This window comes from Methylocaldum sp. MU1018 (assembly GCF_053646775.1).
The window spans coordinates 1,100,233-1,117,137 of the sequence record NZ_CM132195.1 but is presented as its reverse complement, the minus strand read 5'-3'; the positions used below and the strand labels follow the sequence as shown (position 1 = coordinate 1,117,137).

The window sequence follows — 16,905 nt, the reverse complement described above, 5'->3', positions numbered from 1 at the left end:
CCCATCGGCTGTCGCGACTTTTTTTTCTCTCTCCCATGGTAGAGTCCACCCAAGTGGTGTAAATCCGGGAGGCTGCTGAGGCGGCCATCGGTGTATTCCGGTAAGGTTGTGTTTGCAAACGACATGACCAAGACGGAGGCAACACCGATGACCAAAGGCAGTATGAACTTGATCGATGCGGTCCGCCAATGCGGGGACCGGGATTTGTTGCGCCAGTTGATGGAAACGACGCTGGCGCAGTTGATGGAATTCGAGGTGGCGCAGCGGATCGGTGCCGAGCGGCACGAGCGCAGCGGCGAGCGGGCGGCTTACCGCAACGGCTACCGGGACAGGGCATTGGAGACCCGCCTGGGCACGCTCGAACTGGCCATTCCGAAGCTTCGGAGCGGCAGTTATTTCCCGTCATTTTTGGAACCCCGGCGATTGTCGGAGCGGGACTTGGCGGCGGTGATCCAGCAGGCCTGGGTGGCGGGGTGTCCACCCGCAAGATGGACGAACGGGTCAAGGCGATGGGCTGTGAGGGCGTCTCCAAGAGTCAGGTCTCCGAGCTGTGTCAGGCGTTGGACGAGCGGGTGGAGGACTTCCTCAACCGGCCCTTGGACGGGAACTGGCCGTACCTGTGGCTGGGCGCGACCTACCTCAAGGTACGTCAGGGTGGGCGAGTAATCTCGGTGGCGGCCATAATCGCTACGGGCGTTCATCCGGAGGGCAAACGCGAGATCCTGGGATTGGGCATCGGCCTATCGGAAGCCAAGGAATTCTGGATCGAGTTCTTGCGGTCTTTGGTGACGCGCGGCTTATCGGGTGTGCAGCTGGTCATCTCCGACAGTCATGTGGGCCTAAAGGCGGCGATTGCCCAAGTGCTCGGCGCCACCTGGCAGCGCTGTCGGGTGCATTTCACCCGTAACCTGCAAGCCTGTGTGCCGCGTACGTGTGCCGGCATGGTCACCGCCTGGCTGCGTCAGGTGTTCACCCAGCCCGACCTGGCGAGCGCCCGGGCTCACTGGCAGCAGGTGGCCGATCAACTGCGGTGCAAGTTTCCCAAAGCGGCGGCGCTGATGGACGAGGCCGAGGACGATGTCCTGGCGCATATGAGCTTCCCCATCGCGCACCGCACCAAGCTGCACTCCACCAACCCGTTGGAGCGCTTGAACAAAGAGCTGAAGCGACGCGCCGACGTGGTCGGCATCTTCCCCAACGAGGGCAGCATCCGGCGTTTGGTGGGGGCGTGCTGTTGGAACAGCACGATGAATGGATCCAAGGCAAACGTTACATGACGCTGGAGACTATGGCTGAAGTCAACGGGATATCCGAACTCACACCGCCAGCCTTACCCGCTTAACACGAACAACCCGACCGGAGTACGCTCGGCTATTTACACCATCTTGACGGACTCTATCCCGCCCCCCTCTCTCCTCCTCCCCCGTCCAAGAGCGGATTTTGTCTGTGTGCAGCGCATAAACATATCTGTTGCGTAATTAAGGAAGCTCTGAATAAGCCCTCTCCCGCTGGGAGAGGGTTGGGCGAGGGCCTGTTGGATCAATCAGTTGCACAGGTCGCTTCTCCCAATTTGGAAACTTAATCAGAGCTTCCTTAAACGAATACGTTATGGCTTCAGCGTGTTCAGCGGGGGATCATGAAATACAGCGAGCCTCGGCGGTGGTTGCAGAGGCAGGGTGCTGTGTCGCGCCAGCTAAAGGCAGCCACTGGAAAGTGACGCTGAACGGCAAGATGACGATATTCCCCGATCATGGGCCCAAGGAAATCCCTAAGCCCTTGATGGAGGCGATCAAGCGAGACCTTGGACTCAAGTAAGAGATGTCATGCCCAAGCGTTGCATTCGCTTCGACCGGATGCGCCAACCTCTTTCGCGGCGCCGGCCGTAGCGTACGCGCGAAGTGAAAATGCTACGGCGCGGTTCAGCTATGCCAAAATAGCCGTTGTACCGCAGAATGTTTGGAACCACGCAGACGCTAAGACCGATGAAGCATCTTTACGAAACGGTGGCGGCGGATATCGCCGCTCGTATCGAACAAGGCGTTTACCGTCCGGGCGACCGGCTGCCCGGCGTGCGTCGCTTGAGTCGACAGCTAAATGTGAGCGTATCGACGGCCCTGGAAGCCTACCGGCTGCTGGAGGATCAGGGGCGGATTCAGGCCCGGCTGCGTTCGGGCTACTATGTCAGCCGCTTCCATCGGCAAGCCGTCACCGAACCCGGCCTCTCCGATCCGCCGGCGATTCCTTCCCGGGTGACGGGGCAATCGCTGACTCGGCAAATACTCCGCGCCGCCAAGGATCCTCATCAGATCAACCTGGGCTCTTCGGTACCCCACGCCGACTTCCTGCCGACGCGGGCCTTGCAGCAAGCGACCAACACCGTCGTCCGCCTTTATGGCAAGCGCTGCTTCGACACCGACGAATTGCCGGGCAATCCGGAATTGCGCCGCCAGATCCTCAAGCGCATGGTGGAGCTGAACGGCGCCGCATCTCCGGACGACATCGTCATCACCTTCGGCGCGAGAGATGCCGTACGGCTGGCGCTGGAGGCGGTTTGCCAGCCGGGCGACATCGTCGCCATCGAATCGCCGACCTTCTACGGATTGCTGCAAGTGATCGAATCCTGCGGGATGCAAGCGCTGGAAATCCCCACGCTCCCGCGCGACGGCATTTCCCTGGAAGCCCTGCAACTGGCCATCGAGCAGTGGCCGATCAAAGCCTGCTTGCTCATCGCCAACTACAACAATCCGCTCGGCTCCTGCATGCCGGACGAACGCAAGCAAGCCCTGGTGGCGTTGCTGGAAAAACACGGCATTCCCCTGATCGAGGACGACGTTTACGGCGATCTGAGCTTCGGTTCGAAGCGCCCGTCCATCGCCAAATCCTGGAGCCGGCTGGGCGAGGTGCTGTATTGCTCGTCCTTCGCCAAAACCCTGTCGCCGGGACTGCGCGTCGGCTGGCTGGTGCCCGGCCGATACATGGAAAAGGTGGAAAATCTCAAATACATGCAGCATCAGGCCGCGCCCACGCTGAACCAGCTCATCGTGGCGCACCTGCTCGAACAGGGCGGTTACGACCGCTATCTGCGGCAAGCCCGGCAGGAATATGCCCGCAACGTCGCCCGCACGGCGAAGGCGGTGAGTCTGCTGTTTCCCGACGGAACTCGGGTAACCCAGCCGGAAGGCGGCTTCGCCTTGTGGATCGAACTGCCGGAGAACGTCGATGCTGTGGCCTTGCATCGGCGCGCCAGCCTGGAAAACATCATCATCGCCCCCGGCCCGCTGTTCTCCGTCACGCAAAAGAAATACGGCAATTTCATCCGGCTCAGTTGCGCCGTGCCCTGGTCCGACCGCCTGGAACGGGCGCTGAAAAAGCTGGGGGATATGGCCGGAGATTTGATGACGGAGCGGCCTAAGGTTCCCGGATAAACGATCCGGGATGACGAACGTTTGCCGGAAACCCGCCCGAATCGCCGCCCGACCGGAACGCGCCGCCTTGCGCCGGATCAGGCCGCGGCGCGCTTGGTTTTCAATCGATCGGCCACGACCCCGGCCAGGTACTCCGCGTCTTCCGAGACGCCCAAAAAGCGCCCCGAGCCCCAGGTATTGAGCCAGGGCAAGCCGATGAAATAAAGCCCTTCGACGCCGGTGACGCCGCGCCGGAATTGGGGATGGCCCCGGCCGTCGAAAGCCGGCAGTTCGATCCAACTGTAGTCCGGGCGGAAACCGATGGCCCACACGATGGCGGTAATGCCCGCCGCGTCGACATCCAAGCTCGCGGGGTCGCGCTCCGGCGCCCAGACTTTGCGGAACGGCGGCTCCACCGGCGCATCGATGCCGTTTTCGGCGATGTATCGATCGATGTCGTTGCGGATGCTCACGTAGACCTCGTCGGCGGCGTCGAGGTTTTGGGTCAGATCGGGCTTGAATTCGAGGACGGCGCCGCGGATATCGGCCAGGCTGCCGTAGAGGCGAACGCCCTCCAGGGCGAATTTGCGCAGGTCGATTTCGTGACCCCCATCGCGTCCGGTCATGTAGTGATTGGTCTTGTGACGAACGGCGTCGCCCAGCGGGTGCCGATCCACCGTCAGTCGGTAAAACCCCATATCGTACAGCCATTCGGTCGCCTCCCTGCCCCGATACATCCGCGGAGCGCGAGGCGCGGTGCCGACCGCCAGGTGCACTTTGCGTCCTGCCAGATGCAAATCTTCCATGATCTGTACGCCGGACTGGCCCGAGCCCACCACCAGCACCTCGCCGGGCGGCAGGGATTGCGGATTGCGGTAGTGCGCGGAATGAATCTGATCGATGTCGGCGGGCAGGCTTCTGGCATAGTCCGGAACGATGGGAATGTCGTAGCCGCCCGTCGCCACCACCAGATGATCGGCGGTGAATTCGCCGTCGCTGGTCGTCACTTCCAGCCGGCCCTGCCTGCCCCGACGCACGCGGGTCACGGCCACGCCTTCGCGCAGCGGAGCGTCGACTTTACGGGCGAAGGCCTCCACGTATTCGACAATCTCGTCCTTGAGCATGAAGCCTTGAGGATCGTCGCCCGAATACGGGAAATCCGGCAGCCGGCATTGCCAGTTCGGCGTCACCAGGCAAAAGCTGTCCCAGCGCTCGGTTCGCCAGGAATGACCCACCCGATTCTTTTCGAAAACGATGTGCTCGATATCCTGCTTTTTCAGGTAATGGCTCATCGACAATCCCGCCTGGCCGCCGCCGACGACGATGACGTCGTAGTGCGGACACTGATGGTTTTCTTGATGCAGGTTCATGCGGTCCTCCTTTTGGAACGTGTGGCGGTTGATCGGCCTGTGTCTACTCGATGAACGCTTCCACCAGAACCCTGGGGTTTTCGCTGTCCGCAAACCGCGAAGCGACGGCTTCGATTTCGGCCAGTTGCGCCGCGGCGGCGGTGCAGTAAAACCCGTATTTCTGACGCACCCGCTCGCTGGCGATGTTCAGAGCTTCGCGGCTGCGGGCGACAAAATCGGTCAGCTCGTAGCTCGCTCCGGGCGCGAAGAAATCCTTGACGACCAGCGACGGCGAATAACAAAGGGTTTCCGATTGATCGGGCCAGCGGACGCGAAAACGCATTTCAGGCATGGGCTAGAGCTCCTGTAGTGGTGAGCGAACGATAAATGTCCAGATGGGTGCGGGCCGAGTTTTCCCAGGAATATTCGGCGCTCAACCGCCGGGCGACGGTCGCAAGGCGATCCGTCGGAAAGGCGGTGACCGCTTGCAGCATGGCGGCGGCGATGGACGCGCAGTCTTCCGGGTCGACCCAGAGGCAGTCCCGCTCGCGCAGATATTCGGTAAACGGCGGCCGGCGGGAAACGATGGCCGGAGTTCCCGAGGCGAGGGCTTCCAGCACCACCAGGCCGAAACCTTCGGTCAAGGACGGAAACACCAGGGCGTCGGCCAGCCGAAACAGCCCCGGCATGGCATCGTCGGGCAAGGGTCCGGCGACGAACACGGGTTGGCCGAGGCCCCGGGCGAGGCCGCTGTCCGCCACGGCGGCGTCGAAGCGTTGCCGATAGCGGCCGTGATCCAGCAGGCTGGCGCCGCCGACGATGAGCAATTGCGCCTGGGGCAGCCGTTTCAGCACGTCGGCGAAGGCCGTGAAGATGCGCAAGGTGTTCTTGCGCGCCTCGACGCCGCCCACCGCCAGAAACACCGGGCCGCCGCGATCCAGGCCGAAGCGCCGGCGCAATGCGGCGTCGCCCGGCTGCGGCATGGGATCGAAGCGCCGGGTGTCGACGCCGTTGCCCACCTCGATGGCGGCAATCCCGTAATCCTCGGCCAGTTTTTCCCGCCAGCCGCGGCTGACGCACAACACCTGCCGCGCCGCCTGAAACGAGCGGGCTTGCCAGGCCGTCAGCGCGGGAGCGTCGAAGCGGTCGAGATGGTGAACGGTACGCACGAAGCCGTCGAGGATGCCGCGCTCCGTCAAGGCGGCCAGAGCGCAGCCGCTGATCGAATCCTGGGCGTGGTAAATGTCATAGCGCGGAGCGTGGCGCCGGGAAAAATGATCGATGTAGGCCCGGATGCGCCGCCCTACCCGCGCCGTCAAATCGCCGGACAGGGACGGCACTGGCACCAGCTCCGCCGGGCATCGGGTATCGCGGAAGAACGGCTTGCCGTCTTCGGCCGCCGCCGTCAGCGTGACGGACTGGCCCAAGGCGTGCAGGGCTTCGGCCAGCTCCAGGGCGTGCACCACGCCGCCGCGCGGGTTGGTGGAATGGGTCAGCAGGGCGATGCGCACGGGCCGCACGGCTAGGCGCCCGCCCTGAAATCCGCGCCGCAGCCGGTCAGCGGGGCGGCGCGCAAATCCCACAGCAGTTCCTCGCCGCCGCCGTCGGCCAGCCGCAGACGGCCGGAGTCGTCGGTTTCGCCGATGACCGCGCAGGCGATGCCGCGGCGGGAGAATCGTTCGACGATGGCGCCGGCTTGCGCATCCGCTGCGCTCAGCACGAAGCCATAGCTGGGAAAGCAGCAGAGCCAGCGTTCCAGTGGAACCTCGGGCGGACGCGGTATGGCCCCGACCTCGATCACTCCGCCCAGTCCGGAACACTCCAGCAGCATCAGCGCCGTGCCGGCCACGCCCGCCATGCTGATGTCCTTCGCGGCGGCGCACAGTTCGGCTTCGGCAAGCTGCGGCAACAATTCGAGATCCGCCCGCAAGCGCTCGGGCGGCGCCGTGGTGCTGGCGTCCCACCAGGCGTAAGGCTCGCGAAAACGGCCGCGCAGATCGATCGCCGCCAGCAGCTTTTGTCCGGGCCGAGCCGCGAAGCTGCTCAAGAGTTTCCCGGCCCGGCCCAGGATCGCCGCCGACAATTGCGCGCGGTCGCTGCGGAGGTTGCTATGCCCGCCGACGACGGGCACGCCATAAACCTCGGCGGCGGCGGCCAGCCCTTCCAGCACCGGGCCGGCCTGATCCTCGCCTGCGCTCCAAACCGCATCGACCACGGCCAGAGGACGCCCTCCCATCGCGTAGATGTCGCTGACGTTCACCATGACTCCGCAATAACCGGCGAACCACGGCTGCGCGGCGACGAATTCGTTCAGGAAGCCTTCCATCGCCAGCAGCAAAAATCCGTCGCCGTCCGGGATGGCGGCGCAGTCGTCGCCCAGAGCGACGGCGCCGCCCCGAAACGGGGCGCGCCCGGACAGGCGCTCGACCACGGCGGCGATGTCGCGCTTGTGCGCCAGGCCGATGCTATGCGCGACGGTTCGCGTCAGCCGGCTCAAATCGTTCATACCGCGATCCGGCTGGTGACGATAAAACCCGTCTTGCCGTCGGCATACGGCGGATACCGGTCCAGGTCGGCCTGCATCAGATGGTGGGGCCGGCCGTGCAGTTCGATTTCTTTCAGAGAGCGCCAGTGCAAACGGCGAAACAAAGGCACGTTGCGGCTTTGCACCTGGGCCAGGAAAGTCCGGCAGCCCTGCGCGTGGGCGGTGGTGACCGCCAGCCGGATCAGGGCCGCGCCCAGATGGCCCTGCCTGCGGTACTCCGCCGCGACTGCCAGCCTCGAGCCCCACCAGACGCCCGGCTCGGGCTGGTGTATGCGCACCGTGCCCACCACTTGATCGGGCAGCCCGCCGACGCAGGCGATGGCGACGATGGGCGTGGCGACGGAGTCGATCCGGTCCCGGTCGTCGCCCCGGAAAACGCCTTGTTCCTCGCAAAACACCGCCTGCCGCAACTGCCGCAACTGCCGCCGTTCCCAGTCTTCGGTCGCCCATTTGACGAGATATTCGACCGGGGAAAACGGCTTGACGGGAAGGTTCAGCATGTCATGCCTCGTAGCTGGAAAGAGCCGAACACGCGCCGCATTTGGCGCAGCCCGCCTTGAGGTCGGCCGAGCGCAACCCCGCCTGTTTCAGCATCGCGCCCAAAGGTTGCAGGATGTCCCGCATGAAGCCCGGATCGGGCGCCGGATGACGTTCGAGCGGCGTGCCGCCGATCGGGGTGAAGGGCGCGACGAAGGGATACACTCCCTTGCCGATCAGCCGTTCGCACATGGCCAGAATCACCTCGGGCGTATCGCCCAGGCCGGCCAGGATGTAAGTGCTGACCTCGCCGCGCCCGAACACCGCGACCGCCGCGTCGAACGCCTCCATGTAGCGCTCCAGCGGCACGCCGGCCTTGCCGGGCATGATGCGGGCGCGCACTTCCGGGGTGACGGCCTCCAGGTGCATCCCCAGGCTATCGATGCCGGCGGCCTTCATGCGCTCGAACCAAAGGTTTTCGTCCGGCGGTTCGCATTGCCCTTGAATCGGCAAATCGACGGCGGCTTTCACCGCCCGGGCGCTTTCGCACAGAATCGCCGCGCCCCGGTCGGTCAGATTGGGCGTGCCGGTAGTCATCACCATATGCTTGACGCCATCCAGCAGCACGGCGGCGCGGGCCACCTCGGCCAACTGCTGCGGGGTTTTACGCAGGATGGTGCGCCCCGCCGCCAGAGACTGCCCGATGGCGCAAAACTGGCAAGATTTTTTGCGGTTGGCGTAGCGGATGCAGGATTGCAGGACCGTGGTGGCCAGCACGTCCGCGCCGTGCAGCGTGGCGATATGGGAATACGGCACGCCGTCCAGGGTCTGCATGGCATAAAAGCGGGGCTGGCGCGGAAACGTGACGGTCGCGACGGGAATGCCTTCGCGGCGGACGACGCTGAAGCCCCGCGCATCGGGCGGGCCGGCGACGAAGGGCGAAACGGCCGCCGGGGCCGTGTCGACCGGCGCCATGATCGTCTTGCCCGCAAGCGTGACCGCCTTGTGATCGGAAGGGCCGGCGCCGCCGCGGCGGCCCGCGACGCCGTGCGCGGCGTCCTCCAGGCGTAGGCCCAGCGACAGCAATTCGGTAACGAGCCGTGGCGAAACGGGATCAGCGGGATTCATGGGCGGTTTGCTCGCTGGCTGGAGCGGCAGGGAAAAACTCCGTCGCCGGCCGTTCGGAAAAGGTCGGGGCGTCGATGAACATCGGCGCGGCCGGCCTGTCGTTCACCCTCAGGCTCAACAGTTCGGGCCGGGCGTAATGGCCGACGGAATCCATCATGCGTTTGCGCTTGGTGATGAGGGACAGATCGAGATCGGCGATCACCATGCCTTCGCCGGCGCGCAAGGGCTCCGCCAGATGCTGGCCTTCGGGGGACACAATCGCCGTGCAACAGCCGCCGCGCAGGGCTTTTTGCAAGCCGGGATCGGGCGTTATCGACTCGATCTGCTCGTCGCTCAACCAGCCGGTGGCGTTGACGACGAAACAGCCGGACTCCAGGGCGTGGTGCCGAATGGTGACCTCGATCTGATCGGCAAAAATCGGCCCGACCAGGGAGCCGGGAAACTGACTGCAATGGATTTCCTCGTGCTGCGCCATCAGCGCATAGCGGGCCAGCGGATTGTAGTGCTCCCAGCAAGCCAGGGCGCCGATGCGTCCGACGCCGGTTTCGACCACCTTGAGTCCGGCGGCGTCGCCCTGGCCCCAGATCATGCGCTCATGGAAGGTCGGGGTGATCTTGCGCCGTTTCAGCGCCAGCCGGCCCGCTTCGTCGAAAATCAACTGGGTGTTGTAGAGACTGCCGTGGTCGCGTTCGTTGACGCCCAGCACCACGACCACGCCCAGCGTGCGGGCCTGGGCGGCGACGGCCTCGGTGACCGATCCCGGCACGACCACGGCATGCTCGTACAGCTTCAGGTGCTCGCGGCCCGACGCGGCCGGGGGCAGCACGAAAGAAAAATAAGGGTAGTACGGCACGAAGGTTTCAGGGAACACCACCAGTTGCGCGCCTCGCGCGGCCGCATCGACGATGGCTTGACAAACCTTGGCGACGGTGCCGTCGGCGGAGTCGAATACCGGCGCGATCTGTACCGCGGCCGCCCTGACGATTTTCTGCGATGTCACGATCTGATCTCCTGTCGCGGGCCGCCGCGCACCCGACTGCAAGTCGCGGGCGACGGCCGGAAGAGTTTGTCACAAGGTCCAGGTATCCAGGATGAAGGCGTTCTCGCGGCGATGGATCAGCATCAGGTCGAGCACGTCGAGAGGGTTGATCGGACGGACGCCTTCGATGAGACTGGGCTCGCCGTGCCCGTACAGGGCTTGCAGCGCGAACCGGCAGGCATAAACCTTGCCGCCTTCCTCGATGAATTTGGCGATTTGATTGGCGTAGTTCTGGTGCCCGGGAAAAGCCTCGTCGCCCAACCGCGGAAAGCCGCGCTGTATGCCCAGGGTCACGCCCGGCCCGTACAACAGGATCGAGGTCTCGAAGCCCTTGCGCTGCAAGCGGGTCGCCTGCAACAGATTCACCAAGCCGACGGAACCCTCGAAAGCGACGGTGTGAAACTTCACCAAAGCCTTTTCGCCCGGTTGGGCCTTGACGTCCTCGAATACCTTTTCTTCGTAATCGACGAAAAAATCGCCCTTGGCGTGAGCCGGTTTTTGCACTGCTGGCATGGAGCACTCCTCGCTATGAGTGGAAAAAATCCCGCGTCCGCGCGAGCGATGCGGGAAAGCATCATCGTGGCCGATCGGAGATTCGACCGGCCGGGAATACTCTAAGGGCGAGGTAAATTCGATGACAGATTCAGAGCAGATAGAATTCATCGGATACAGAATCCGGTAAATCCCATCTGTTCCGCTCGATACACCGCATAACTGTTATGGACAAGGCGTGGACAAAATGTTTACGGCATTCCGTGCGGAAGGCTTGTGCCGTATGTCGTGGGGGGCGCCCCTACATCGCCCTTGCGTCCGTATCGAACGCGCTCCAGGATCATCCGGTCACGGCTTCCGGCCGGCGCAGTCGTTCTCCACAAGCCTCCAAAATCCCGGTATCCTCCTCCGCCGCTCGAAGAGCGTTTTATCAAGTTTGCGTCCGGCGTCATGCGGCCGTCGCTTACAATCCATTCTTCGGCGCGAGCCGCACTGACCCCAAACGATGTGGAAAACATGGAATCGAACGATTTGATCGGCCTGGCCGCGGGAACGTTGACGACGCTATCGTTTGTTCCCCAAGTCCTCAAAACCTGGAAATCCCGTTCCGCGAAAGACATTTCATTCGGGATGTTCCTGTTGTTCAGCCTGGGCGTCGGGCTCTGGCTGCTCTATGGGTTGGCGCTCCACTCCACCCCGATCATCGTGTCCAATCTGGTGACGCTGGTCCTGTCGCTGAGCATCATCCTGATGAAGCTCGCGTACAAGTAATCGGAAGGCGCCCGGAACCTCGCCTCCGGCGCTGCCGGGCAGGCGGCATGGACGCCGTTGAAATCCCTGGAACTTGCGGAGGCGCACGCCGTCCAATTGATGCCGCGCGGTTTGGCGCGGCGGCTATGCTCCCTGGGCTTTGCCCTTGGGCGAACTTCGTTCGTCCCCTTCGACAAGCTCAGGGCGAACGTTATTTTTGGCCAGCTAACAATCCTGCGCGTCGCCGCGCAGCGATTCGATTGCGAACAGACGCCACACCACTACCATGATCCATCCGTCTTTTTCGTCACGATTATCGCGATGGGCCCGAACGGCCGCGCGCCTTTATGTCGTCGGACAGTTTCTTAAAACCGTCTCCCGGCTGAGCGTCGGAACTCCGGTAGCGCGGGCTTTGGCGCTCGCGGAGATCGTCCGGATGCTCCGGAACAGGCGCCGCGGCTTGCCTTCCTCTTCCCTAAGAGCGACTGGAGAGAGGGATTGAATTCCTGTCGAGCTGAACCAGGCACCGGCCTTTTCAATGGGTTTTCCATGGAACGGCACCTCGCGCTCGATGAATGGGTGAGGATCGAAGAAACGCCATAACGGCTCGGCTTTGTCGCGCCTATCACGAATCGGACTGGCCGTTACAGGCGCGCAACGGTTTGTCCTTGCCGGAGTCCGGAGCAAGGGAAGGGCCGGCTCGGTATCCTAATCAGCCCTTCCATTCGAAACCTGTCAGGTCAGGGAGGCGGCCGCTTTGCGACGAGATTTCCCGATCAGGACAGCGAAACCTGAGGCCATTAGTGCGAGAGTCGCGGGCTCGGGCACGGGATTTGCGGCTGGGGTCGGTTGCGCGAAGATCTGCGCTTGGGCGTGGGAGATGATGATATCCCCGGTGAGGGAAAAGAATCCGGCCAGGAAACCGTTGAACGAGAGATGGATAGCGTTCACGGCCAAACCGAGGCTGCCGATGCCGTCCCCGGCAAGAATCTGTTCGTTGAGAATCAGGCTGACCCCGGCCAGGCCGAGCAGCGACAAGTCCACAGTGGTGTTAGGGGTCGGCAAAGCGTCGAGCGCGATGGAGATACCGGCGATACTGATGAATGCATTCGTCAGCGACGCGCCGCCGAAACCTCCTAATGCGCCGTAATCTCCGGAAACGCTGGCGGTGGATTGCAACACGCCAACGTTTAGGCTGACCCATCCAGCCAAGATATTGGCCGCCAAGCCTGTAATGGACGCGCTGGCGGATGCGAATTTGTCGCCATCCGAGCCATCGATGTCGGAAACGGCGTTGGCATTCAACACCGAGGCGCCGAGGCTCAAGGTGCGTTTTACCCCAGCCTGGAGGTTAAGGATTTGTTGCGAGTCATTATACGGCGTAGGCGCAGAACCGGCTGAAACCGGAGCGGGGCCGATGCCGGCCTGCAAAAGCGGAGTGCCAAGCAGAGTGGCGGTGATGTTGGCGCTGACATCGTAGGAAGAACTGCTGCCGCTGATGACCGTCGCGTGACCCGCGCCGGAAAACGCGAGCAAGGACAACCCCAAAATAAACGGAAAGCGCCGGCGCCAAACATCCGGCGAATGAGCGCATTGAATCAAAATGGCTGAAATTATCTTATACACAACAATGGTTCCGATCATGTTAGAGCGTGCGCGGGTGACCGTCACATTACGGAACACAGGCACGCCTGTTGGTTAACAACCTCTTGGTTCCCCACTGCTGACTAAGCATAATTAGTGCCACACTTATAAATTATTGATAGTGATGTATTAAATGCTACCAATGGGCGGGAGGGTGTAAAAAAACTTGACGATGCCTCTGATTCTTCACCCTCGGCTTCAGGACGCTACTTCCATTGACGAGGCATTCGACCCAAGCCGCCCGACGCTTCCCACGCACCCTCTAGAGCATTTTCGAACCCGGTGTACGGTGTTTCCGGATGGTCCCGATAATGGCGCGCTTCCGCGCGTCCAAATCGGCTCCCTGCCGATTGGTCTAGGGTTACTTTTCTTTGGACAAGCAAAGACAACCGTCGGGAACAAATTTGGACGGCGGAACGCTGGCCCGGAGGGCAAAACCCAGGGGCCGGTCTCGGCGCTCCCGAGTCCGGCGGGTGTCCACGGAAGGGCACCCCGGACTTGCGGGCGAAGCAGGAAGCGCAGCCTCGCCAGGGTTTTGCAGCGTAACTCGCGGCGGGGCGAGACCCGCTTCAAACGCGCCTGCCCTCGAAGGCAGCTTCCTTTCCGACTATAAAGCCGCGATGAAAACGCTCTAACCGGATCGCTTCACCGATCGGGTCGATTTTCGGCGACGGCCGCGCGCGCTTCGCGCAGCGTTCTCGCCGCTTCGACCATATGAGCCAGGGCTTGCTCCACTTCCGGCCATCCCCGCGTCTTGAGCCCGCAATCGGGATTGACCCAGAGCCGTTCCGGCGCGATGGCCTCGCAGGCTTTTTCGAGAAGGCGCAGCATCTCTGCTTTGTCCGGCACGCGGGGAGAATGGATGTCGTAGATGCCTGGACCGATATCGTTGGGATAGCGGAATTCGCGGAAGGCGGCCAGCAAATCCATGTCGGAACGGGAGGTTTCGATGGTGATCGCGTCCGCGTCCAGAGCGGCGATGGCCGGCAGAATGTCGCCGAACTCCGAGTAGCACATGTGGGTATGGATCTGGGTATCGTCCGCCGCGCCGGACGAGGCCAGACGAAAGGCTTTCACCGCCCAGTCGAGATACTCGTCCCAGTTCCGCCGCTTGAGCGGCAAGCCTTCCCGGATGGCCGGCTCGTCGATCTGTATGGCGGCGATGCCGGCTTGCTCCAGGTCGCCGACTTCGTCGCGGATGGCCAGGGCGATCTGCAAAGCGGTGATCGCCCGGGGCTGGTCGTCGCGCACGAAGGACCATTGCAACAGGGTCACGGGGCCGGTCAGCATGCCCTTGACCGGTTTCCGGGTCTGCCTTTGGGCGTAGGCGATCCATTCCACGGTCATGGGCTTGGGCCTCGATACGTCGCCGGCGATGATCGGCGGCTTGACGCAGCGGGAGCCGTAACTCTGCACCCAGCCGTGCCGGGTGAAGACGAAGCCCTCCAGTTGCTCGCCGAAATATTCCACCATGTCGTTGCGCTCGGCTTCGCCATGCACCAGGAGATCCAGACCGAGCGCTTCCTGTTTGCGGACAGCCTCGCGTATGGCTTTCCGCATGGCTTCCCGATAGAGCGCCTCGTTCAGATCTCCTTTGCGGTAATCGGCGCGGACTTTGCGGATTTCCGGCGTCTGCGGGAAAGAACCGATCGTGGTGGTGGGAAAGAGAGGCAGCCGCAGCCTTTCCCGTTGCAATGAGATCCGCTCGGGAAACGGCGAATGACGCCGGAAATCCGCTTCGGTCAGTTTTTCGAGGCGGGCCGCCACCGCCGGATCGTGAATCCGCGGCGACGTCGCCCGGCTTTGCAACGCCCGATCCTGGATTTCCAGCTCGCTCCGGATCGCCTCCGCGCCCAGCCGCAAGCCTTTGTCGACGACCGCCAGTTCCTCCAGCTTCTGCACGGCGAAGGCCAGCCAGCGCCTGATCTCGGGATCCAGTTCGGACTCCGGCTCCAGATCCACCGGCACGTGGAGCAGCGAACAGCTCGGCGCCAGCCACAGCCGCTCGCCCAGGCCGGCGCGGGCGGTCTCGGCCAGCGCCAGCGCGTGCCGCAGATCTGTGCGCCAGACGTTGCGGCCGTCGACGAGTCCCAGCGACAGAACCTTGTCCGAAGGATATCCGTCCAGAAAGACCGGCACCTGCTCCGGCGCTCTGACGGCATCGATGTGCAAGCCGGCCACCGGCAGGGCTTTCAGCAAATCCGCTTGATCCGCCGCCGAATCGAAATAGGTCGCGAGAAGAATTTTCGGCCCCGCCGCCGCCAGCGCCCGGTACGCTTCCCGATAACCCACGAGCCAATCCGCCGGCAGATCGAGCACCAGGGCCGGCTCGTCCATCTGCACCCAAGCGACGCCCTGATCCTCGAGCCTTCGAAGGATTTCCGCATAGACCGGAATCAGGCGGGGCAACAGTTCCAGCCGGTCGAATCCGTCCTTCTTCGTCTTGCCCAGAAACAGATAAGTCAGGGGGCCGATCAGCACGGGCTTGACGTTGAGCCCAAATGCCTTGGCCTCCCCCACTTCATCGAACAGCCATTCCGCGCCCGGCCGGAACACCGTGTCGCGATGGAATTCCGGAACGATGTAGTGATAGTTGGTATCGAACCATTTGGTCATTTCCATGGCCGGCTGATCCCTGTTGCCCCGGGCCAATTCGAAATAGTGGTCGAGATTCGGGGGCTCGCCGCCGAAACCGAAGCGCTCGGGAACGGCGCCGAGCAACGCCGTCATGCTCAGCATCTGATCGTAGTAAGCGAAATCGCCTACCGGCACCAGATCGATTCCGGCCCGGGCCTGGAGTTGCCAATGCCGTCGGCGCAACTGCCGGCCGGTTTCGTGCAAGTCCGAAAGGCCGGTCTTGCCGGTCCAGTAGGCTTCCAGAGCCGTCTTCAATTCGCGCTTGATCCCGATGCGGGGAAATCCCAGAGAATGCGTTACCGCCATGATATCTACTCCTCATTTTTATGAATCGATTCGGAACTGGCATGATCGGTTCCCGGAGATTATTATTCAAACTCAAGTTTTTAATGATATTCATCGATTTAATTCATGATTCAGTCGATTTTGGAACTGCGCCATCTGCAAACCCTGCTGGCCCTGGCGGAAACCGGCACCTTGTCCCGCGCCGCGACCCGGATCTATCTCACCCAGTCGGCGATCTCGCATCAGATCAAGCAGTTGGAGGATCACTACGGCGTCAGCCTGTTCGAGCGCAAAAGCCGGCCGCTGCGGCTATCGCCGGCGGGCCGGCGTCTGCATACGCTGGCGGAAACGGTCATGAAACTGGTCGGGGAGGCGGAACGGGACGTCGCGCGCATCGCCCAGGGCGAGGCCGGACAACTCCGCATCGCGGTGGAGTGCCACACCTGCTTCGATTGGCTGATGCCGGCCATGGATCGATTCCGCGAACACTGGCCGGAAATCGAGCTGGATCTGGTCTCGGGCTTCCACGCCGACCCGTTGGCCCTGCTGCTGGAAAATCGCGCGGAACTGGTGGTGGTTTCGGAGCCGCAGCCGCGCTCCGGCGTCGTTTTCCACCCGCTGTTCGGTTTCGAAATCGTCGGCCTGGTGTCGCGGCAGCATCCCTTCGCCGCCAACTCTTTCCTGAAGCCCGAGGATTTCGCCGAGGAAACGCTGATCAGCTACCCGGTGCCGGACGACATGCTGGACATCGTGCGCAAGGTGTTGAAGCCGGTCGGGATAGAACCCAAGCGGCGCACCGCCGAACTGACCGTGGCCATACTCCAGTTGGTGGCCAGCCGGCGGGGTATCGCGGCCCTGCCTAGCTGGACGGTGCAGAGCTATCTGGAACGGGATTACGTGCTGGCGAAACCGATCGGCAAGAAAGGACTGTGGAGCGCCCTGTACGCGGCGACCGCCGAATCGGCGACGGCATCGGCCTTCATCCCGGACTTTCTCGATACCGTGCGATCCAGCAGCTTCCGGAATTTGCGCGGTCTCCGGCCGCTCTCGTAATCCGGCGGAGGCGTATCGCGATCGATACGTAATTCTACGAGCTTACACGGCATGCCAAGAACGATTGAATAGAGCTTCCTTATTCTTTCGTCGAGTCTTATG

At 62.9% G+C, this 16,905-nt stretch carries 15 protein-coding genes and 1 pseudogene; 6 read left to right on the top strand and 10 right to left on the bottom strand.

From position 1 onward, the window contains the following. The first annotated feature begins 147 nt into the window (after positions 1-147). The 3 genes and pseudogenes from ACWJKU_RS05210 to ACWJKU_RS05200 all read left to right on the top strand — a co-directional run bounded on the left by ACWJKU_RS05210 (position 148) and on the right by ACWJKU_RS05200 (position 3,425). Positions 148-1,342, top strand: a pseudogene (locus ACWJKU_RS05210) (IS256 family transposase). 266 nt (positions 1,343-1,608) lie between these two features. Next, positions 1,609-1,815, top strand: coding sequence for a type II toxin-antitoxin system HicA family toxin (locus ACWJKU_RS05205; RefSeq protein ID WP_454146455.1), 207 nt, complete (start codon positions 1,609-1,611; stop codon positions 1,813-1,815). A gap of 167 nt (positions 1,816-1,982) precedes the next feature. Then, positions 1,983-3,425, top strand: a complete 1,443-nt coding sequence (locus tag ACWJKU_RS05200; RefSeq protein ID WP_454146453.1) for an aminotransferase-like domain-containing protein — start codon at positions 1,983-1,985, stop codon at positions 3,423-3,425. 77 nt (positions 3,426-3,502) lie between these two features. On the opposite strand, the gene ACWJKU_RS05195 is transcribed toward ACWJKU_RS05200, so the two are convergent. The 8 genes from ACWJKU_RS05195 to ACWJKU_RS05160 all read right to left on the bottom strand — a co-directional run bounded on the left by ACWJKU_RS05195 (position 3,503) and on the right by ACWJKU_RS05160 (position 10,455). Then, entirely contained in the window at positions 3,503-4,774 is a 1,272-nt protein-coding gene (locus ACWJKU_RS05195) for an MSMEG_0569 family flavin-dependent oxidoreductase (RefSeq protein ID WP_454146451.1), read from the bottom strand. A gap of 43 nt (positions 4,775-4,817) precedes the next feature. After that, positions 4,818-5,105: an MSMEG_0570 family nitrogen starvation response protein gene (locus ACWJKU_RS05190; RefSeq protein ID WP_454146449.1), complete on the bottom strand. Its 288-nt coding sequence runs from the start codon at positions 5,103-5,105 to the stop codon at positions 4,818-4,820. Next, the gene (locus ACWJKU_RS05185; protein ID WP_454146447.1) at positions 5,098-6,264 is read right to left on the bottom strand and encodes an MSMEG_0565 family glycosyltransferase; all 1,167 of its coding nucleotides are present in this window, start codon (positions 6,262-6,264) and stop codon (positions 5,098-5,100) included. The genes ACWJKU_RS05190 and ACWJKU_RS05185 overlap by 8 nt, the downstream gene beginning before the upstream one ends. Before the next feature lie 11 nt (positions 6,265-6,275). Then, complete coding sequence (locus ACWJKU_RS05180) at positions 6,276-7,259, bottom strand: sll0787 family AIR synthase-like protein (RefSeq protein WP_454146445.1); 984 nt, start codon at positions 7,257-7,259, stop codon at positions 6,276-6,278. Continuing rightward, positions 7,256-7,798: an MSMEG_0567/Sll0786 family nitrogen starvation N-acetyltransferase gene (locus ACWJKU_RS05175; RefSeq protein WP_454146443.1), complete on the bottom strand. Its 543-nt coding sequence runs from the start codon at positions 7,796-7,798 to the stop codon at positions 7,256-7,258. The genes ACWJKU_RS05180 and ACWJKU_RS05175 overlap by 4 nt, the downstream gene beginning before the upstream one ends. Position 7,799: 1 nt before the next feature. After that, positions 7,800-8,903 carry an MSMEG_0568 family radical SAM protein gene (locus ACWJKU_RS05170; RefSeq protein WP_454146441.1) on the bottom strand — a complete coding sequence of 368 codons (1,104 nt, stop codon included), beginning with the start codon at positions 8,901-8,903 and terminating at the stop codon, positions 7,800-7,802. Beyond that, a complete protein-coding gene (locus ACWJKU_RS05165; RefSeq protein WP_454146439.1) occupies positions 8,890-9,903 on the bottom strand; it encodes a Nit6803 family nitrilase in 1,014 nt (337 codons plus the stop codon). The genes ACWJKU_RS05170 and ACWJKU_RS05165 overlap by 14 nt, the downstream gene beginning before the upstream one ends. A 69-nt stretch (positions 9,904-9,972) precedes the next feature. Beyond that, a complete protein-coding gene (locus ACWJKU_RS05160) occupies positions 9,973-10,455 on the bottom strand; it encodes an MSMEG_0572/Sll0783 family nitrogen starvation response protein (RefSeq protein ID WP_454146437.1) in 483 nt (160 codons plus the stop codon). Between the two features lie 495 nt (positions 10,456-10,950). Here ACWJKU_RS05160 and ACWJKU_RS05155 point away from each other — a divergent pair, with 495 nt between their 5' ends. Together ACWJKU_RS05155 and ACWJKU_RS05150 are read left to right on the top strand one after the other, a co-directional pair. After that, the gene (locus tag ACWJKU_RS05155; protein WP_454146435.1) at positions 10,951-11,205 is read left to right on the top strand and encodes a SemiSWEET transporter; all 255 of its coding nucleotides are present in this window, start codon (positions 10,951-10,953) and stop codon (positions 11,203-11,205) included. A 57-nt stretch (positions 11,206-11,262) separates the two neighbouring features. Next, a complete protein-coding gene (locus ACWJKU_RS05150) occupies positions 11,263-11,553 on the top strand; it encodes a hypothetical protein (protein ID WP_454146433.1) in 291 nt (96 codons plus the stop codon). Between the two features lie 366 nt (positions 11,554-11,919). On the opposite strand, the gene ACWJKU_RS05145 is transcribed toward ACWJKU_RS05150, so the two are convergent. Beyond that, positions 11,920-12,828: a PEP-CTERM sorting domain-containing protein gene (locus ACWJKU_RS05145; RefSeq protein WP_454146431.1), complete on the bottom strand. Its 909-nt coding sequence runs from the start codon at positions 12,826-12,828 to the stop codon at positions 11,920-11,922. A 645-nt stretch (positions 12,829-13,473) separates the two neighbouring features. Continuing rightward, positions 13,474-15,771, bottom strand: a complete 2,298-nt coding sequence (gene metE, locus ACWJKU_RS05140) for a 5-methyltetrahydropteroyltriglutamate--homocysteine S-methyltransferase (RefSeq protein WP_454146429.1) — start codon at positions 15,769-15,771, stop codon at positions 13,474-13,476. Positions 15,772-15,876: 105 nt separating this feature from the next. On the opposite strand from metE, the gene ACWJKU_RS05135 reads away from it, so the two are divergent. Next, positions 15,877-16,803: a LysR family transcriptional regulator gene (locus ACWJKU_RS05135; RefSeq protein WP_454146427.1), complete on the top strand. Its 927-nt coding sequence runs from the start codon at positions 15,877-15,879 to the stop codon at positions 16,801-16,803. Positions 16,804-16,905: the final 102 nt, after the last annotated feature.

What these genes read in the sequence shown, in the direction of transcription:
- ACWJKU_RS05205 (WP_454146455.1), top strand. Translation starts at nt 1,609, where the DNA reads ATGGCTTCAGCGTGTTCAGCGGGGGATCATGAAATACAGCGAGCCTCG.
- ACWJKU_RS05200 (WP_454146453.1), top strand. Translation starts at nt 1,983, where the DNA reads ATGAAGCATCTTTACGAAACGGTGGCGGCGGATATCGCCGCTCGTATC.
- ACWJKU_RS05195 (WP_454146451.1), bottom strand. Translation starts at nt 4,774, where the DNA reads ATGAACCTGCATCAAGAAAACCATCAGTGTCCGCACTACGACGTCATC.
- ACWJKU_RS05190 (WP_454146449.1), bottom strand. Translation starts at nt 5,105, where the DNA reads ATGCCTGAAATGCGTTTTCGCGTCCGCTGGCCCGATCAATCGGAAACC.
- ACWJKU_RS05180 (WP_454146445.1), bottom strand. Translation starts at nt 7,259, where the DNA reads ATGAACGATTTGAGCCGGCTGACGCGAACCGTCGCGCATAGCATCGGC.
- ACWJKU_RS05175 (WP_454146443.1), bottom strand. Translation starts at nt 7,798, where the DNA reads ATGCTGAACCTTCCCGTCAAGCCGTTTTCCCCGGTCGAATATCTCGTC.
- ACWJKU_RS05170 (WP_454146441.1), bottom strand. Translation starts at nt 8,903, where the DNA reads ATGAATCCCGCTGATCCCGTTTCGCCACGGCTCGTTACCGAATTGCTG.
- ACWJKU_RS05160 (WP_454146437.1), bottom strand. Translation starts at nt 10,455, where the DNA reads ATGCCAGCAGTGCAAAAACCGGCTCACGCCAAGGGCGATTTTTTCGTC.
- ACWJKU_RS05155 (WP_454146435.1), top strand. Translation starts at nt 10,951, where the DNA reads ATGGAATCGAACGATTTGATCGGCCTGGCCGCGGGAACGTTGACGACG.
- ACWJKU_RS05145 (WP_454146431.1), bottom strand. Translation starts at nt 12,828, where the DNA reads ATGATCGGAACCATTGTTGTGTATAAGATAATTTCAGCCATTTTGATT.
- metE (WP_454146429.1), bottom strand. Translation starts at nt 15,771, where the DNA reads ATGGCGGTAACGCATTCTCTGGGATTTCCCCGCATCGGGATCAAGCGC.
- ACWJKU_RS05135 (WP_454146427.1), top strand. Translation starts at nt 15,877, where the DNA reads ATGATTCAGTCGATTTTGGAACTGCGCCATCTGCAAACCCTGCTGGCC.